This is a genomic window from Corynebacterium sp. UMB6689 (genome assembly GCF_030215295.1).
Taxonomy (GTDB): domain Bacteria; phylum Actinomycetota; class Actinomycetes; order Mycobacteriales; family Mycobacteriaceae; genus Corynebacterium; species Corynebacterium aurimucosum.
The window spans coordinates 18,085-34,862 of record NZ_JASOLS010000009.1 but is presented as its reverse complement, the minus strand read 5'-3'; the positions used below and the strand labels follow the sequence as shown (position 1 = coordinate 34,862).

Here is a 16,778-nt window from a genome sequence, read left to right as displayed (position 1 = left end):
GGCATTATGAGCGACAATAACGGTGATCTTTTCGATCGCATCCAACCAATTGACATCAATGAGGAGATGGAGTCGAGCTACATCGACTACGCCATGTCCGTCATTGTCGGCCGCGCCCTGCCAGAGGTGCGTGACGGTCTTAAGCCTGTCCACCGCCGCATCCTCTACGCCATGTATGACTCCGGTTACCGCCCGGACCGTGGCTATGTAAAGTCCGCCCGCCCAGTCTCGGACACGATGGGCCAGTTCCACCCGCACGGTGACTCCGCTATCTACGACACCCTCGTGCGCCTAGCCCAGCCGTGGAACATGCGCTACCCGCTGGTCGACGGCCAGGGTAACTTCGGCTCCCGCGGTAATGACGGCCCGGCAGCTATGCGTTATACCGAGTGCCGTATGACGCCGCTGGCGATGGAGATGGTGCGTGATATCCGCGAAAACACCGTTGACTTTGCGCCGAACTACGACGGCAAGACGCAGGAGCCGACTATCCTGCCCTCCCGCGTTCCGAACCTGTTGATGAACGGCTCCGGCGGTATCGCCGTCGGTATGGCCACCAATATCCCGCCGCACAACCTTAACGAGTTGGCGGAGGCTATTTACTGGTTGCTTGATAACCCGAATGCTTCTGAGGAAGAAGCCTTGGCTGCCTGCATGGAGCGCGTCAAGGGTCCGGATTTCCCGACTGCGGGCCTCATCGTGGGCGATCAGGGCATCAAGGATGCCTACACCACCGGCCGCGGCTCCATCCGCATGCGCGGCGTCACCTCCATCGAGGAGGTGGGCAACCGCCAGACCATCGTTATCACTGAGCTGCCCTACCAGGTCAACCCGGATAACATGATCTCCAACATCGCGGAGTCCGTGGTCAACGGCAAGATCGCGGGAATCGCCAAGATCGAGGACGAGTCCTCCGACCGCGTAGGTATGCGCATCGTGGTCACCCTCAAGCGTGATGCTGTGGCCCGCGTTGTCCTCAACAACCTGTACAAGCACTCCCAGCTGCAGACCTCCTTCGGCGCCAACATGCTCTCCATCGTCGATGGCGTGCCGCGCACCCTGCGTCTGGATCAGATGCTGAACTACTACGTGGCCCACCAGATTGAGGTCATCGTCCGCCGTACCCAGTTCCGCCTTGATGAGGCTGAGAAGCGCGCCCACATTCTGCGCGGTCTGGTCAAGGCGCTCGACATGCTCGATGAGGTCATCGCGCTCATCCGTCGTTCCCCGACGGTGGAGGAGGCCCGCGAAGGCCTGATGCAGCTTCTCGGCGTCGACGAGATCCAGGCCGATGCCATCCTGGCCATGCGTCTGCGTCGCCTGGCCGCTCTGGAGCGTCAGAAGATTATTGATGAGTTGGCGGAGATCGAGGAGATCATCGCGGACCTCAAGGACATCCTGGCCCGCGAGGAGCGCCAGCGTCAGATCGTCCACGATGAGCTGGAGGAGATCGTCGAAAAGTACGGTGATGAGCGCCGCACCCAGATCGTTGCCGCTTCCGGCGACGTTAGCGATGAGGACCTCATCGCCCGCGAGAACGTCGTTGTCACCATCACCGCTACCGGTTATGCCAAGCGCACCAAGGTGGATGCCTACAAGGCACAGAAGCGCGGTGGCAAGGGCGTGCGCGGCGCGGAACTAAAGCAGGACGATATTGTCAAGAACTTCTTCGTCTGCTCCACGCACGACTGGATCCTGTTCTTCACCAACTTCGGTCGCGTCTACCGCCTCAAGGCCTACGAGCTTCCGGAGGCTGGCCGCACCGCCCGCGGCCAGCACGTGGCCAACCTGCTGGAGTTCCAGCCGGAGGAGAAGATCGCCCAGGTCATCCAGATTCAGTCCTACGAGGACGCTCCTTACCTCGTCCTTGCTACCCAGCAGGGCCGCGTAAAGAAGTCCCGCCTCACCGACTACGAATCTGCACGTTCCGCTGGTCTCATCGCTATCAACCTCAACGAGGGCGATGCGCTGATCGGCGCCCAGCTGGTCAACGAGGGCGATGACATCCTGCTCACCTCTGAACAGGGTCAGGCCATCCGTTTCACCGCGGACGATGACCAGCTGCGTCCGATGGGCCGCGCTACTGCCGGCGTGAAGGGCATGCGTTTCCGCGGCGATGATCAGCTGCTGTCCATGTCTGTGGTCAGCGACGGTCAGTTCCTCTTGGTGGCCACCTCTGGCGGCTACGGCAAGCGCACCGCGATTGAGGAGTACACCCCGCAGGGCCGCGGTGGCCTCGGCGTGATGACCTTCAAGTACACCCCGAAGCGCGGCAAGCTCATTGCGGCCATCTCCGTCGACGAAGACGACGAGATCTTCGCCATTACCTCTGCCGGTGGCGTTGTCCGCACCGAGGTCAACCAGATCCGTCCGAGCTCCCGCGCCACTATGGGCGTTCGCCTGGTTAACCTGGCTGATGACGTCGAGCTGCTGGCCATCGACCGCAACGTTGAGGACGATGGTGAGGAAGACGCCCAGGCAGTAGCCAAGGGTGAGAAGTCCGTGGAAGACGTCAAGCCTGAGCACCTCAAGTCTGGCGAAGACTCCCAGCAGGACGAAGCTGACAGCAAGGATGCCGATAAGGACGAGGAGTAACCCATGATTGGACGAGAGCTTCACCTCGCCCGGATTTCGCCCATGTCGGCGTTCCGCGTTGGCTTGGCCATGTCCCTCGTCGGCCTCGTGGCCTGGCTCATCGCCGTGTGCTTGTTGTACGTCGGCCTTGACCAGGCAGGCATCTGGGATTCCTTCAACAGCCTCGTCGGCGGTGTCGGCGGCGGCTTTGAGGTCTCCTTCGGATTGGTCGTCTCTGCGGCCGCACTGTTTGGTGCCATCATTGCTGTGCTGATGACCATCCTGGCGCCCATTATGGCTGTGATCTACAACGCCATCGTGGACGTCTTCGGTGGATTCAAGATTCGACTGCAAGACGAACCGATTAACTAGAGAATATCACCGCGAAAAACTACATATGACCTGGCGATTTGTAATAGATCGCCGGTCCTATGTAGAGTTACTACTCGTTCCGGTCAAGGGCCTATAGCTCAGTCGGTTAGAGCGCATCGCTGATAACGATGAGGTCGCTGGTTCGATTCCAGCTAGGCCCACCACGGAACAATGGGGCATTAGCTCAATTGGTAGAGCATCTGCTTTGCAAGCAGAAGGTCAGGAGTTCGATTCTCCTATGCTCCACAGCATAAGTGGAAGGCGCTCGGCGGAAACGCTGGGTGCCTCTTGCGTTGGCTCCTTGACCCTAGGGGGGTTAGGTCGGGTTAACCGCTTAAGGGACATTTCGTGTGGCTCGATGGGCTCCGGGATAAGCAGGCTTCGCCACCATATGCCGGAGACTCTCTCGAGCAGCCGGCTGGGTGAGCAAGGGGAAGAAAAGAACCCTAGAGCCGTTTATATGAATCGAGGGCTGCTGACCTTTGCTTCGCGAGTTTGGCATGAGCAGCGAGCTACCAATTGCTCCAGCACCCATCTTAATTCAAACATGCGTTCGACCTCCTTGCCTTATTCGTGTCATTGCTCTCTTGAAGGTCCGGTGGGCTATGTACAATCAGCGGCGTGCATAACTCGTTAACTTCTGTTGAAATCTGCGCTGGCGCCGGCGGTCAAGCTTTGGGTCTCGAAAACGCTGGTTTTGAGCATTTGGTTGCAGTAGAGATCGACGAGTTTGCCGTTCAAACCCTTCGCGTTAACCGACCGCATTGGAATGTTGTTGAAGCAGATGTCCTCGAATTCGATCCTGAGCCTTATGTAGGAGCGGATCTCTTTGCTGGTGGTGTCCCATGCCCACCCTTCTCTATCGCAGGACAGCAACTTGGTGAAGACGATGAACGTGACCTCTTTCCCCGCGCTTTGGAAATGATCAAGCAGATAGATCCACGCGCTGTAATGCTGGAAAACGTTAAGGGCCTAGGGCAAAAGCGGTTTGAAGAATATCGTGCTCGCATCATCACTCGTCTGGAGCAAATGGGGTACAGCGTCTTTTGGAAGCTGCTTCAAGCTGCTGACTATGGAGTTCCCCAGCTTCGGCCGCGGTTTATTCTGGTCGCAGTCAAAGAAGAATACGCTCCCTACTTCTTCTGGCCGCCAGCGAACTGGCAATGGAAGACCGTGGGCGAAGCTTTAGAAATACTTATGGGACAAAATGGTTGGACAGGTGCCGCAGAGTGGGCTAAAAAGGCGAACAAGGTAGCGCCAACTCTGGTTGGAGGGTCCAAGAAGCACGGCGGCCCCGATGTTGGACCCACAAGAGCCAAAGCTGCTTGGAAAGAACTCGGAGTAAAAGGAACTTCAATTGCCGAGACTGCTCCTGAAGAAGATTTCCCAACTAACCTCGACAAGGACTTACCACGTCTCACTGTTCAGATGGGCGGCGTGATTCAGGGATTCCCTCAAAACTGGATTTGGCAGGGGAAGAAGACCGCGCAATGGCGGCAGGTCGGTAATGCTTTCCCACCCCCTGTGGCTGAGGCCGTCGGCTCGCGGATCGCTGCGGCATTAAATAAAGAACCACTACCTGATGGTGTTTACGCTGCTGAACCAACTCGCGTACCAGATTCACTAAGGTTCTAACTATGACTCAACCAGCCTTAATTACAGCTACACGTAAACAGTTTCACCAGCAATTAATTGATTCGGGTGTGTTGGCTCTCACTGACACGCCAAGTGGAGAAAGGATCGCTTCCAATGCTGATAGAGGTCAGCGCGCCAGTAAAGTACTTTCGGCACACATTGCGCGTCAGCTCAATGTTCCTTTAGTTCAAGGTAAGGGCGCCGGACAATCGACGGGGGCAAATTTTGAAAAAGCTGTGCAAACGTTCCTAGCAGCGACATTTCCTTATATGCAAACAGTTCGTCCCGGGGATTGGATGGTTCAAAATTTAGGTAACTCTAGACGTCAAGACCATCTTGCCCGTTATGAGCCGTATCGTCACTTGGCTGAACTTGCCGAAGCCGTAAAGCAGCATCCGGAACTTGGCGCTGCGCTCGGAAATAGCTACGTCATATCTCCTGATGTTGTAGTTATCCGCAGTGCAGCCTCCGATAATGTTATTAACGCAGACTTGCCGATTGTTGATAAAGAACAAGCACTGCTGTCCCCTTTCCGTGCTTCCAACGGTGAAACACCCGGATTCATACATGCCGTGGTCTCTTGCAAGTTCACTATGCGCTCAGACCGCTCCCAGAACACCCGCTCTGAAGCTTTAAACCTAATACGCAATCGCAAAGGCCGAGCACCCCACATTGTTGCTGTGACTGCTGAACCAACAATGAGCCGTATTGCGTCCTTGGCGCTCGGCACAGGTGATGTAGACATGGTCTACCACGTAATGCTGCCTGAACTTCAACAAGCAGTCTCAGAGGTAGGTTCAGACGATGCTAAGGAACTCATGCGCACCTTGTTAGAAGGTAATCGACTGAGAGACATCGCGGATCTACCTTTAGACTTAGCTGTTTAAAGCTACCAAATCTTACCTAGCAGCTAAGGGGCAAGTGAACCGCATACTGCTGACGGCTTGAGTTACCTAATTGGCTGTTTCGTGCACTATCGCCTGAAGTACTGCCTTCCCGCCTGGGGATTGGGGATGAGGCGGTCGAGGCTTACAGGCTCGAGGCCCTTCGCACGTAGCCCGTCGATGACGCAGTCTGCGGCTCCTACGGTCGTGGCGTGGATGTCGTGCATGAGGACGATGGAGCCGGCCTGTGCGCCGTTGACTGCGGCCTCGCAGACGTGCTCAGAATTGCGGTCCTTCCAATCCACGGTGTCGACGGACCACAGGGCCTGTGCCTGGCCATTAGCCTTCGCAGCGGCCTCCACGGTGCCGTTGGTGGCACCGTACGGGGGACGCATCCAGCGAGGGTTCTCACCCGTCGCTGCCTTGATGGCGGCGGCACCGGCCTTGATTTCGCCGTCCACGTCGCTGGGGGAGAGCTTGTTGAGCTCACGGTGGGTTGCGGTGTGGTTTCCCACGGTGTGGCCCTCAGCCTTCATGCGGCGTAGCAGCTCCGGGTGCGTGGAGGCGCTGGGGGCTAAAACCATGAAGCTGGCGTGGGCGTCCTTGGCCTTCAGGGTATCGAGGAGCTGAGCAGTCAATTCACCAGGCCCATCGTCATAGGTGATGGCCACGCAGTTGGAACAGGTGGAATCAGCAACCGACTGCGACTGCTGTTTGCCGGTCGGCGCGGGCTTCCCAGCCGGCCGCGAGGAGCCTGCAAAGACTGGGCTGCTCTGAAGCTCCTTGGGAAGAGCATCGTAGGCGTCCTGTTCTAGTCGTTGAATGTCCTTCTGGACGTCGGGGAGTTGGGGGAGTGCGGGAAACTCCGCTGCCGCAGTAGCGGTGCCAGGCAGGGCCGTGGCTGCCGCAAGGGCGATGAGGGAGCGAACAAGAACACTTTTTCGGCGCATGACAACCTTCCACAGACTTTTTCAGACCCCTTATTGTCTGCCCGGTGAAGGTGGATTATCCCTAGTGACACGCAACTAGAGTGAAAGAAATTAACTCCTGAGGTTTTGCTAGACCCGTCCAGGGGTGATTTCGCTGCTTCTACTGGGAGGAGTACGCTCTACAGGTATTGGGGCATTAGCTCAGTTGGTAGAGCGTTGCGTTCGCAATGCAAAGGTCAGGGGTTCGATTCCCCTATGCTCCACAGGGCGCTCACATGGTGAGCGCCCTTTAGCTTTGCCGGGGGTTGACTTATTCGGCGGCCTTGAAGCGCTTGACCAGGATGATGTGGCCATCGCTTTCGCCCACCGGCTCGAAGCCAAGGTGCAGGTAGAGACGGTGGGCGCGTTCATTATCTTTAGCCACCGACAGTGAGATACCCGGGGCGCCCATCTCGCGGGCGAGTTCGGTGGCGGCGTCGATAAGCAGGGTGCCTACTCCCTGGCTGCGGAAGCGAGGTTCCACGGCTAGGGCGAGCTCCGGGATGCCTTCAATAACGTGGCCAAAACCATGGCGTTGCGCCGTTCCCCAGTTCAGCCACACGCCACCGGCAGGGACGTGGCCCTCCCAGGCGATGAAACCTCCACGGGAAGGCTCCCAACTGCCGAGGTAGTAGTCAAAGCCTTCCTCGAAGCCCGCAGGAAGCTCCTTGTGCTCATCGCCAAAGGTATCGGCGAGAAAGTTAATACGGGCCAGGTAGGTACGGTCAGCTTCAGTGAGGGAAAGAAGATGCATAGTTTCCATGGTAGGACGCGGCGCCGAACTACCTACTTCCCATGCTCCCACTGGGCATAGGCCGAGGCATAGCGCCCGCCCAGATCGATGAGCTCGGTGTGGGTGCCATCCTCGACGATCTGACCCTGTTCCATGACGATGATGCGGTCGGCCTCGCGGGCTTGGTCCAGGCGGTGGGCAACGACGAGCGCAGTGCGGCTCTTCGTGACTGCTCTAGCGGCGTCTTCGAGCACTTCTGCGTGCTCGGAACCGGCCTCGGAAGTCGCCTCATCCATGATGAGCACCGGCGGCTGGCGCAGAATCATGCGAGCCAGAGAAAGCTGCTGCTCGGCCTCCGCACCGATCTCCTCGTTGCCGGCGCCAATCTTCGTATCCAGGCCCTGAGGCAGCCACCGCGAATGTTCATCCAAGCCCACGGTGTTAAGCGCCTGCCATAGCTCCTCATCGCTGGCGTCAGGTTTGGCCAGCAACAGATCCTCGCGCAAGGTGCCGGAGAAGAGATGGACCTCTTGGGTAATGAGCGCGACGTGCTCTGTAATCCACGTGTTCGGCACGGTGGCGGTATCGATGCCATCGAGGCTGATGCTCCCCGCCGAAGGGTACTGCAGGCCCGCCACGAGGGCGGCGAGCGTGGACTTACCCGCACCGGACGTACCCACCAGGGCAGTGGTGGTGCCGGCGGTGAGGGTGAGGGAGACGTCGTCAAGCACGGGCGCCCCACCGGGATAGGAATAGGAAAGGTGATCAATGGTGATGGCCGGCGCGGAGGTGAGCCGGGGCGTGTCCTTGAGGTCTGGAGCGCCAGCGTTGTTCGCCAGGGTCGCCAGCGCCACCGCGCGGCCGAGAGACGTCACGGAATGCTGGATCTCGCCGGCGAAGAAGAGGATGTTGAAGACGTGGATCTCCAGCCGCATCACCAGCAGCACCGCGGCGGTGGCCTCACCGGGGGTCAACCATTCCCACATCACCATGGGCACGGACATGAGGACCGATCCCAAGAGCAACACCGCAAAGGCCAGGGCGCCTTGGCCCAGGATGCGGTTGATCAGCGGAACCTTATCACCCCAGGCCTGCACCGTGTCCCAGGAATAGCGCTCCATGCGTGCATGGGCCCAGTCCTTCAGGGAGAACTGGCGGAGGGTCTCCAATGCACGGATGGTGTCCAGCAGGACGTTGTTGCGGTAGGCCTCCACCGAGGACACCTCGTTGGCTACGGCGGGGATATCGCGCATGGTGCCGCGGATGAAGGGATAGAGCAGACAACTCACCGCGATGAAGAGGAGCGCATAGGCGGGGTGGATGAAGACCATCATGAGCGCGGTCAGCGGCAGCATGAAGAGTGTGAGTACGAGGCGATCACCCATCATGGAGATCGTCATAACCACGGTGTCGATGTCCTTGGACAGGCGCGTAATGATGTTGCCGGTGCCCAATTCCATGACGGCTGGCACGGGAGCACCGAGGGTGGAATCCAGCGCTGACGTGCGCAGATCCACCGAGAGCCGGCGGGTAGTGGAGGTAACCAGGTAGCGGCCCACGGTGCGGCCAGTGACCTCCACGAGGTAGCCCACGGCGATAATAACCAGCGCGCCCACCATGGCTGCGCGGCCCGTACCCAGGACGGGGACCTCCACGCCCTGGATGATATCGACGACGCGCCCGAGCACCTGGGAGACCAGGTTCATCATGATGACTGTGATGCTAAAAAGCACAAAGAAGAGGGCGATGCCCAGCCTGCTCGGGGCACTGGGCAGGGTCTTCAGAAAACGGAGGCACTCCCTCGGTGAGGCGGGAGCTAGGGCATCTGCGCGGTTGTCATTGGTGGTCTTGTGAGCAGGGCTCATAGTTCCACCACCTCATCGGCGTTGGCTGCCCACGTGGAGGCGGATGTAATGATCACGGTGATCTTGCCAGCGCGCAGCTCACGCACGCGCTTGGCCACGTCCGCCAGGGTCAACGAATCCAGCCCCGTCGTGGGGTTGTCCAGCAGGAGAACTTCTGGGTCCACAGCGAGCGCGCGGGCCAGCGCGACGCGCTGACGCTGGCCACCGGAGAGGTTGAGGCCGGCCTCACCAATGGGCGCGGTGGGCAGCTCGCCGTTGGGCCCAAGCCCACCGAGGCGGATAACAATATCCTCGCAGGCGGAGGCGTGGAGGGCGTCGTGAAGCTGCGTAGCGCTAGCACTGCGGAGCGGATCGACGTTGTCCTGCAGGGTGCCCTCCAACACGGAGATGCGGTGCGGTGGGCACAAGGCACCCTGCTCATGGAGGTAGCGCACCCAGGAATCCACAGTGCTGCGCCCCTCGTTGGTGATGGGCATCCACACGTGCAAGCCTGGGGAGAGGTCGATGGGCGTGCCGGCGGCCTCGGTGGTATTGGAAGAAAGCTGGCCGAGCAGTTCGCCAACGCGCTCCACGGAGGCCCGAGCCCGCGCCCAGTTTTCAGTGAGCAGGCCCAGAGAGACACCTAATGCTGTGAGCGCGGGCGGGACGAGCATGGTAATCGCCATCATCCCGCCGGGGGCGATGCGTCCCTCGAAGGTTTCCCAGGAGGTCCAGGCAAGAATGCCCACGGCAAAGGACGCGGGAACCATCTGGCGCAGCCAGGCCATGAGGGCGGAAAGCTTGGCCTCGCGGAGCATGGCACCCAAGGAGTCCTGGGCGGCGTCGGAAAAGCGTTGGCGGGAAATCTCCTTGGCGCCGAGGCCCTTAATCACGCGTGAACCTTGCGCAAAGTCCGTAGCGAGTGACAACGCGGTGTTCTCCAGCTGGCGGCGGCGCGCGGCAATCTTAGTCAGCGGCTTCGTGGTGGCCCAGGAGGCCAGCGCGGTGGCGAGCGCGCCAACCAGCAGTACAGCTGAGACCTGCCAGGAAATCGGGGCGAGGCTGACCACTGCGCCTAAGAGGTAGCCCACCATGACCAGTGGGAAGTTGAGGATCTGCTTGAGCTGGCCAATGTAGTGCGAATCCTCATCCATCGTGTTGAGTAGCCGGCCGGGGCTTATGCCTGCGGTAGAAGCGCCCAGCAGCTTATCCAGCAAGTTCAGCCGCAGCGTATGCGTGGTGCGGGCCTGACTCAGATCAGTAAACGCATCTGCCGTGGCCTCGCAGATATAGGCGATGAAGAGGAGGATCGCCGTGGCCGCAAGCGGCAGGGCTACGGTGCGCCACGAGGGATCGGAAAAGGCATACTGCGTGGTCTGGCCGATGATGACGGAGACCAACGCCCCCAGCGGAGCGTTGATGAGGGTGGCAACGAAGATGCCGATAACGCCGGTGCGTTGGGCACCAAGCAGCCGCCACGTGGCGGTGCCGGGCCGGGAGAAGTCGGTGGTCTCAGTGAGGGAGACCTCCCCGGACGGGGGCTCATCGGGGAGGTACCACGACCACGTCCGCATGCGGGGGTAGTGAGTCATAAGAACTCATCCTATAGCGCACAACGCATAAGGGAGTGATTCAGATTACGATCAATGACTCACTGTGGGAATTTAAGCTAGGTGGTAGTTCTCCACGTCATAGCCGTTGAATTCGCGGTCGACTCCATAATCATCGACGGAGCTAAACTGTGTGCCGTTTTCGATGGCAAAGCGTAGGTTATCCACGCGGGTGGACGGATCGCCGCTCACGGCACCTGCGGGGAAATAAAAGGTCTCCCCGCTCTTGAGCTTGACTACGAGCGACTCAAAGCTCATGCCTGATCTCCTTGGCTGCTGTTGATAGGGCTTCCCGCGCAAAACAGCGCGCGGGCACCGATCTTTAAAGATCGATGCCGATTATCCTTCAATTCAAGCAGGTCGGGCGCGCGGGGGCAAAGAAGTGAGATCAAGGCAACTAAACGTGCACCCCAAGGATGGGGGTTTAGTTCTCGTCCTCGGTCTGGAGGCGGTGCTTGCCCTCGGACTCGTGATCATCGGTGATGCGGGAGGTGTCGGCATCCTTCTTGTCGGCGTTGCTGACCTCAATTTCGGTCTCGACGGCGTCCTGAATAGCGGTTTCTTCCTCGCGGTGCTTGGCCAGCTGCTCATCCAGCGAGCCCAGCAGCTCTTCGTCGCGCTCGACGACGCCCTCCTCAGCCAAGTCGGAGCCATGCGTGGCATCGTCCTCGGTGGTGGAGGTGTAGACCAAGGTGGAGCCCTGCGGCGCGGACGGGGAGGAGAAGTCCTCAACGCGCGGCGGAACGGCGGATTCCTTCTCCTTCTTCTGGGTGAAGAAGTAGTAGATGCCACCGCCGATGGCAGCAATGGCGGCAATGAGCGCGGAGATCAGCCAGATCTTTGAGCCCTTCTTCTTGTCCTTGCCACCGAGGCGGCGGGCCTTCTTCTGCAACTTAGCGCTTTGCTTCTGCGCCTTCTTCTCAGCCTTGGACGCCTTCTTCTTGGCCTGCTTGCGGGCCTTGGAGGCCTTCTTTTCCGCCTGCTTGCGGGTCTTCTTCCACTGCTTGGAGGCCTTATCCTGGGCCTCTGATGCAGCCTCAGAGAGCTTCTCGGTGGTTTCCTCGCTGCGCTCCTTGAGCTGTTCGAGGGTGCGCTCGAGGCGGGCATGCGCGGCCTTGGTTACGGCGCCCGCTTCGCGGCGGGCCTCCGGGAACCACTCGCCATCTCGCTCTTCCATCCGGGCGGCGGCGGTCTCCAGGACGGAGTAGGCCTCACGGGCCTTCTCGTCGCGGCGTTCCTTGAGGCGCTCCACCAGGGCGGAGGTGGCGCTGATGGCGGTGGACAGGGCGGCGGGGTTCATGGGTTTAGGTGCTCCTTTACGTCAATACTGAAGTGACTTTTCGGCGGGGCACTGTATATGCGCGCCCGCGTTAGCGCTGGGTACTCCCTTTCAGCGTAGTGGTGGCGCGCAGGTCCCGCCACCAGATGCGCCAGGTGGCGAGCTGTCCAAAGAAAATAGACAGCTTTGTACGGATGGGCCGGGTTTTTATTCACTAGCGCTATGGGCTAACGGTGCAGCTGACTGGGTTCTAAAGGTATTACCAAAGAAAAAAGCCTTTCGCTCAAAATGGACAGCTTGGTACGTTTTGGGACATCAACATCGAAGATAAACAACGATAACCTGCAGAGGAGGTGAGCATGTCCCCGCGACTTTCCGCATCCGCACCACTAGACCAAATCAGCGAAGATACGCCCAAGGAGCTTAAGCGTACCGCTCTCTCCTTCGAGGTGATCCCGCCGCGTCATGATGCGGACGCTGCAAAGATTGACCGCTTGCTCGCCATGCTCGCCGCGTATAACCCTGATTACATCGCCGTCACCAGCTCCCAGCGCTCTGGGTGGCTGGAGGGAACCGCAGCCTTCATTGAGAAGATCTCACGCGATACAGCGATGCGTCCCTTGGCCCACCTGGCCTGCACCGCCGGCACAGAGGAAGAGCTCGTTGGCTGGATCGACACGCTGGTCGACGCCGGCGTGCGCGGCCTCCTTGCCCTCCGCGGCGACCTTCCGGAGGGCGGCATGCCCGAAGGTCACCTGCCGCACGCCGATTCCCTGGTCCGGCTCATCCGCCGCTGGGAATCCGACCGCGTGGCGCGCTTGGCAGCCGGCCGCTTGGCGGTGGGCGTGGCCTGCTATCCCAACGGCCACGCCGAGTCCGCCACACCGGACGAGGATATCGACGTCCTTTTGGCCAAGCAGCGCCTCGGCGCAGACTTCGCCATCACCCAGCTTTTCTTCGACGCGGAGGATTACGTCCGCTTTGCCCAGCGTGCCCGGCTGGCAGGTGTGCGCATTCCGCTCATCCCCGGGATCATGCCGATGACGAGCCGCGCCCGGGTGGAGCGAATGTGCCAGCTGTCCGGGTTGGATGGGCCGACCAAGGTCCTCGACCAGCTCGCGGCAGCGACCTCCCCCGAGGAAGAGAAAGAAATCGGCATGCAGATTACGGCCAAGCTGGCGAAGTCGGTGATGAACGCCGGCGCCGACGGGCTGCACATCTACACGCACAACAATCCAGACATCACGACTGACCTGCTACATCGAATTGGAGTCATCCCATGACCGCATCCTTCCCTAAGGCCACGATTGAGGGCTACCCGCGCGTCGGTGCCCACCGCGAGCTCAAGCGCGCGCTGGAGTCCTACTGGTCCGGCAAGATCGACGCCGAGACTTTCGAGTCCGCCGCGCACTCCCTGCGCCTTGACACCTATGCCCGCCTCAAGGAGCTGGGCCTCACTGAGGATTACGCCATCCCGGCCGACGTTGCTTACTACGACCACGTCCTCGAGACCGCGCTGACCGTGGGCGCTGCCCAGGGCGAGAGCCTCGATGATGAGTTCACCCTGGCCCGCGGTAACAAGGACACGGCGCCGCTGGAGATGACTAAGTGGTTCGACACCAACTACCACTACATTGTTCCTGAGATCACCGATGACCAGACCTTTAGCGCCCGTCCGCAGCGCGTGCTGAAGATCGTCGAGGAGGCCCGCGCCGCCGGCCACACTGTGCGCCCAGTCCTCGTCGGCCCGGTGACCCTGCTGGCGCTGTCCAAGCAGGCTGAGGGCGCCACCAAGCAGCCCCTGGACCACCTCGATCAGGCAGTCGAGTCCTACCTCACCGTTTTGGCTGAGCTTCACGACGCCGGCGTTGAATGGATCCAGCTCGCCGAGCCGGCCCTGGTCGCCGACCTCGCCGCCGCTGACGACGCCACCTTGGCCGCCGCACTCAAGAGCGCCTATGGCCGCATCCTGGGCGCGGAGAAGCGCCCGCAGGTTTACCTGACCACGCCCTATGGTTCCCTCAACGCTGGCCTCGACGCTGTCGCCGAGCTGCAGCCGGAAGCAGTCCAGGTGGATCTTTCCGTCGGCACTCTGGCCCTAGACACCTCCTACCTCGAGCGTGTGGCCAAGCTCGCCGAGGTCACCCACCTCTCCGCCGGCCTCGTCGACGGCCGCAACGTCTGGGCCGCCAACCTCCGCGACCTGCGCGAGAAGCTGGAGTCCCTGGGCGCGGATGTCTCCGTGACCACCTCCGTGTCCCTGCAGCACGTGCCGCACACCGTGGAGGCGGAGACCTCCCTGCCGGTGGACGTCGCCACCTGGTTTGCTTTTGCTGATGAGAAGATCCGTGAGGTCGTAGCACTCGCCGCCGGCCCGCTCGACGCCCCGGAGGCATACGCGCAGGCCGACCGCGCCGTGCGCACCCGCGCCGAGTCCTCACGTATCCACAACCAGGCCGTGCAGGAGCGCACCGCGCAGCTGCCGGAGGGCCAGGTCCAGCGCCAGCCGGAGTTCGCGGAGCGCAACAAGGCACAGGAGGCCCTCGGCCTGCCGCAGCTGCCGACCACCACCATCGGTTCCTTCCCGCAGACCTCTGAGATCCGCGCTGCCCGCGCCGCGCACCGCAAGGGCGAGCTCTCCGACGCCGACTACACCGAGGCCCTGCGCAACGAGGTGAAGTCCGTCATCGAGCTGCAGGAGCGCTTGGGCCTCGACGTCCTGGTCCACGGCGAGCCGGAGCGCAACGACATGGTGCAGTACTTCGCCGAGCTTCTCGACGGCTTCGTCGTCACCGAGAACGGTTGGGTCCAGTCCTACGGCTCCCGCTGCACCCGTCCGCCAATCGTGGTTGGTGACATCTCCCGCCCGAAGGCCATGACCACCGAGTGGGCGAAGTTTGCGCAGTCCCTGTCCGAGAAGCACGTCAAGGGCATGCTCACCGGTCCGGTGACCATTCTGGCCTGGTCCTTCGTGCGCGATGACGTCCACCAGTCCGTCTCCGCCGACCAGCTCGGCGTGGCGCTGGCCGACGAAGTCCGTGACCTCGAAGAGGCCGGCATCGACATCATCCAGATCGATGAGCCCGCCCTGCGTGAGCTGTTGCCGCTGCGCGAGAAGGACCGCAAGGCTTACCTCGACTGGGCCGTGCGCTCCTTCCGAGTGGTTTCCTTGCAGGCGAAGCCTGAAACCCAGATCCACACGCACCTCTGCTACTCGGAGTTTGGCCAGATCATCGACGCCGTCGCCGGCCTCGACGCCGACGTCACCTCCATCGAGGCGGCCCGCTCCCGCATGGAGCTGCTCGAGGATATCGATGAGAAGTTCCACTCCGAGATCGGCCCGGGCATTTATGACATCCACTCCCCGCGCATCCCGTCCGTGGCGGAGATGGCCGAGCTCATCCGCGCGGCGCTCAAGAACGTGCCGGTCGAGCGCCTGTGGGTCAACCCGGACTGCGGCCTGAAGACCCGCGGCTACGAGGAGACCGAGGCCTCCCTGCGCAACCTGGTCCTCGCCCGGGACGAGGTCCGCGCCAGCCTCTAAGTTTAAATCTCTTGATTTAAACTTCTCTTGATTTAAACGAAGTCCATCGCCGTCAGCTCACTGAGCGCGGCGATGTCTCCGTTTCCGCCCCTATCGAAGTGCAGTGCCTTGAGACCCGCGTCACGGGCGCCTTCGACATCATTGGCCACCGAATCGCCCACCATGAGAGTGGCGCCCGGTTCCACCCTTAAGTGCCGACAAGCTTCGAGGTAGGCCTCTGGGTGCGGCTTCGGGTGGCCCATCTCCACGGTGGGAAAGAGCTCAACGCCTGGCAGGTCGAGCCCGCCCGCCTTGAGCTTGCCCTCCTGCATTTCACGAGCCCCGTTCGTTAAAACGCCCACTTTGAGGCCGCGGGACAGGACGTGCTCGAGGGTAGGGAGGGCGTCATCAAGCGCCTGCCAGTGCTTTTCATACGCGGCCAAATACTTGGCATATTCCGCCAGTGCCTCCTGCTCCGTCATCTCTGGGCGCCCCAGGAACTCGCGGCAGCGCTCCACGCGCTGGCCTTGGTGGGTGACCTCGCCGCGCTCGTAGGCGGCGAACCATTTCCTTTCAATCTCGGCGAAGCGCTTGTGGTGCCCGCCCGGCAGCCACTCCTCAACGGCCGCATGCATCGCGGCGGTGTGGTCCATGAGGGTGTCATCGAGATCGAAGAGAATGGCGCGAATCATGCTTGTAACCCTACGCAGATCGCTGACAGCGTCGCGCCGGAACAACGCATTGGTGGAAATTTCCATACAATGGCTGGCATGACTCAGAAGACCGCAACTGCAACGATGCACACCAACTACGGTGACATTGTTATCGACCTGTTCGGTAACCACGCACCGGTAACCGTTGAGAACTTCATCGGCCTGGCTAAGGGCGAGAAGGACTACACCACCCAGAACGCCAAGGGTGAGCAGTCTGGCCCGTTCTACGATGGCGCTATCTTCCACCGCGTCATCGACCAGTTCATGATCCAGGGCGGTGACCCGACTGGCACCGGCCGTGGCGGCCCCGGCTACCAGTTCCAGGATGAGTTCCACCCGGAGCTCCAGTTTGACCGCCCGTTCCTGCTGGCCATGGCGAATGCCGGCCCGGGCACCAACGGTTCCCAGTTCTTCATCACCGTGGCGCCGACCCCGCACCTGAACAACCACCACACCATCTTCGGTGAGGTCACCGATGCGGCTTCTCAGGAAGTCGTGTCCAAGATTGCGAAGGTCTCCACCGACCGCATGGACCGTCCGGCTGAGGACGTTGTCATCGAGTCCATCGAGATCGCCTAAGCGTTCTTAGCTTTTCATCCGAGCCCGCTGCCACGTGAAGTGGTGGCGGGCTCGTTGTTTTAGG

Annotated in this window: 14 protein-coding genes and 3 tRNA genes; 10 read left to right on the top strand and 7 right to left on the bottom strand. The window is 60.9% G+C overall.

Annotated features, from left to right (window positions below; translation table 11 throughout):
* Window positions 1-6: 6 nt before the first annotated feature.
* From gyrA to QP363_RS06580, 6 genes are all read left to right on the top strand, one after another.
* Window positions 7-2,595 carry a DNA gyrase subunit A gene (gene gyrA / locus QP363_RS06605; RefSeq protein ID WP_284763555.1) on the top strand — a complete coding sequence of 863 codons (2,589 nt, stop codon included), beginning with the start codon at window positions 7-9 and terminating at the stop codon, window positions 2,593-2,595.
* Window positions 2,596-2,598: 3 nt separating this feature from the next.
* Window positions 2,599-2,946, top strand: coding sequence for a DUF3566 domain-containing protein (locus QP363_RS06600; RefSeq protein ID WP_070444502.1), 348 nt, complete (start codon window positions 2,599-2,601; stop codon window positions 2,944-2,946).
* 87 nt (window positions 2,947-3,033) lie between these two features.
* Window positions 3,034-3,110: transfer RNA gene (locus QP363_RS06595), tRNA-Ile, on the top strand.
* A gap of 9 nt (window positions 3,111-3,119) precedes the next feature.
* A tRNA-Ala gene (locus QP363_RS06590) sits at window positions 3,120-3,192 on the top strand.
* Window positions 3,193-3,567: 375 nt separating this feature from the next.
* Window positions 3,568-4,581, top strand: a complete 1,014-nt coding sequence (locus tag QP363_RS06585; RefSeq protein WP_118790703.1) for a DNA cytosine methyltransferase — start codon at window positions 3,568-3,570, stop codon at window positions 4,579-4,581.
* A 2-nt stretch (window positions 4,582-4,583) separates the two neighbouring features.
* Window positions 4,584-5,468 carry an NgoMIV family type II restriction endonuclease gene (locus tag QP363_RS06580; RefSeq protein ID WP_083276418.1) on the top strand — a complete coding sequence of 295 codons (885 nt, stop codon included), beginning with the start codon at window positions 4,584-4,586 and terminating at the stop codon, window positions 5,466-5,468.
* A gap of 86 nt (window positions 5,469-5,554) precedes the next feature.
* Here QP363_RS06580 and QP363_RS06575 read toward each other — a convergent pair whose 3' ends face one another.
* Window positions 5,555-6,415: a polysaccharide deacetylase family protein gene (locus QP363_RS06575; RefSeq protein ID WP_070645122.1), complete on the bottom strand. Its 861-nt coding sequence runs from the start codon at window positions 6,413-6,415 to the stop codon at window positions 5,555-5,557.
* Between the two features lie 169 nt (window positions 6,416-6,584).
* Here QP363_RS06575 and QP363_RS06570 point away from each other — a divergent pair.
* A tRNA-Ala gene (locus QP363_RS06570) sits at window positions 6,585-6,657 on the top strand.
* A 47-nt stretch (window positions 6,658-6,704) separates the two neighbouring features.
* Here the strand turns inward: QP363_RS06570 and QP363_RS06565 are convergent.
* The 5 genes from QP363_RS06565 to QP363_RS06545 form a co-directional block, all read right to left on the bottom strand.
* The gene (locus tag QP363_RS06565) at window positions 6,705-7,196 is read right to left on the bottom strand and encodes a GNAT family N-acetyltransferase (protein ID WP_070645119.1); all 492 of its coding nucleotides are present in this window, start codon (window positions 7,194-7,196) and stop codon (window positions 6,705-6,707) included.
* A 23-nt stretch (window positions 7,197-7,219) separates the two neighbouring features.
* Window positions 7,220-9,031, bottom strand: coding sequence for an ABC transporter ATP-binding protein (locus tag QP363_RS06560; protein ID WP_070645116.1), 1,812 nt, complete (start codon window positions 9,029-9,031; stop codon window positions 7,220-7,222).
* Window positions 9,028-10,602: an ABC transporter ATP-binding protein gene (locus QP363_RS06555; RefSeq protein ID WP_284763547.1), complete on the bottom strand. Its 1,575-nt coding sequence runs from the start codon at window positions 10,600-10,602 to the stop codon at window positions 9,028-9,030. The genes QP363_RS06560 and QP363_RS06555 overlap by 4 nt, the downstream gene beginning before the upstream one ends.
* A gap of 72 nt (window positions 10,603-10,674) precedes the next feature.
* On the bottom strand, window positions 10,675-10,878 hold the full coding sequence (locus QP363_RS06550) for a hypothetical protein (RefSeq protein ID WP_070533568.1): 204 nt from the start codon (window positions 10,876-10,878) through the stop codon (window positions 10,675-10,677).
* Window positions 10,879-11,044: 166 nt separating this feature from the next.
* A complete protein-coding gene (locus QP363_RS06545; protein WP_070645111.1) occupies window positions 11,045-11,920 on the bottom strand; it encodes a hypothetical protein in 876 nt (291 codons plus the stop codon).
* A gap of 338 nt (window positions 11,921-12,258) precedes the next feature.
* Here QP363_RS06545 and QP363_RS06540 point away from each other — a divergent pair, with 338 nt between their 5' ends.
* Window positions 12,259-13,182 carry a methylenetetrahydrofolate reductase gene (locus QP363_RS06540; protein ID WP_070444484.1) on the top strand — a complete coding sequence of 308 codons (924 nt, stop codon included), beginning with the start codon at window positions 12,259-12,261 and terminating at the stop codon, window positions 13,180-13,182.
* The gene (metE, locus tag QP363_RS06535) at window positions 13,179-15,443 is read left to right on the top strand and encodes a 5-methyltetrahydropteroyltriglutamate--homocysteine S-methyltransferase (protein ID WP_284763543.1); all 2,265 of its coding nucleotides are present in this window, start codon (window positions 13,179-13,181) and stop codon (window positions 15,441-15,443) included. Before QP363_RS06540 ends, metE begins: the two co-directional genes overlap by 4 nt.
* 32 nt (window positions 15,444-15,475) lie before the next feature.
* Here metE and QP363_RS06530 read toward each other — a convergent pair whose 3' ends face one another.
* On the bottom strand, window positions 15,476-16,114 hold the full coding sequence (locus QP363_RS06530; RefSeq protein ID WP_070645105.1) for an HAD family hydrolase: 639 nt from the start codon (window positions 16,112-16,114) through the stop codon (window positions 15,476-15,478).
* Window positions 16,115-16,183: 69 nt separating this feature from the next.
* On the opposite strand from QP363_RS06530, the gene QP363_RS06525 reads away from it, so the two are divergent.
* A complete protein-coding gene (locus QP363_RS06525) occupies window positions 16,184-16,714 on the top strand; it encodes a peptidylprolyl isomerase (RefSeq protein WP_039672975.1) in 531 nt (176 codons plus the stop codon).
* Window positions 16,715-16,778: the final 64 nt, after the last annotated feature.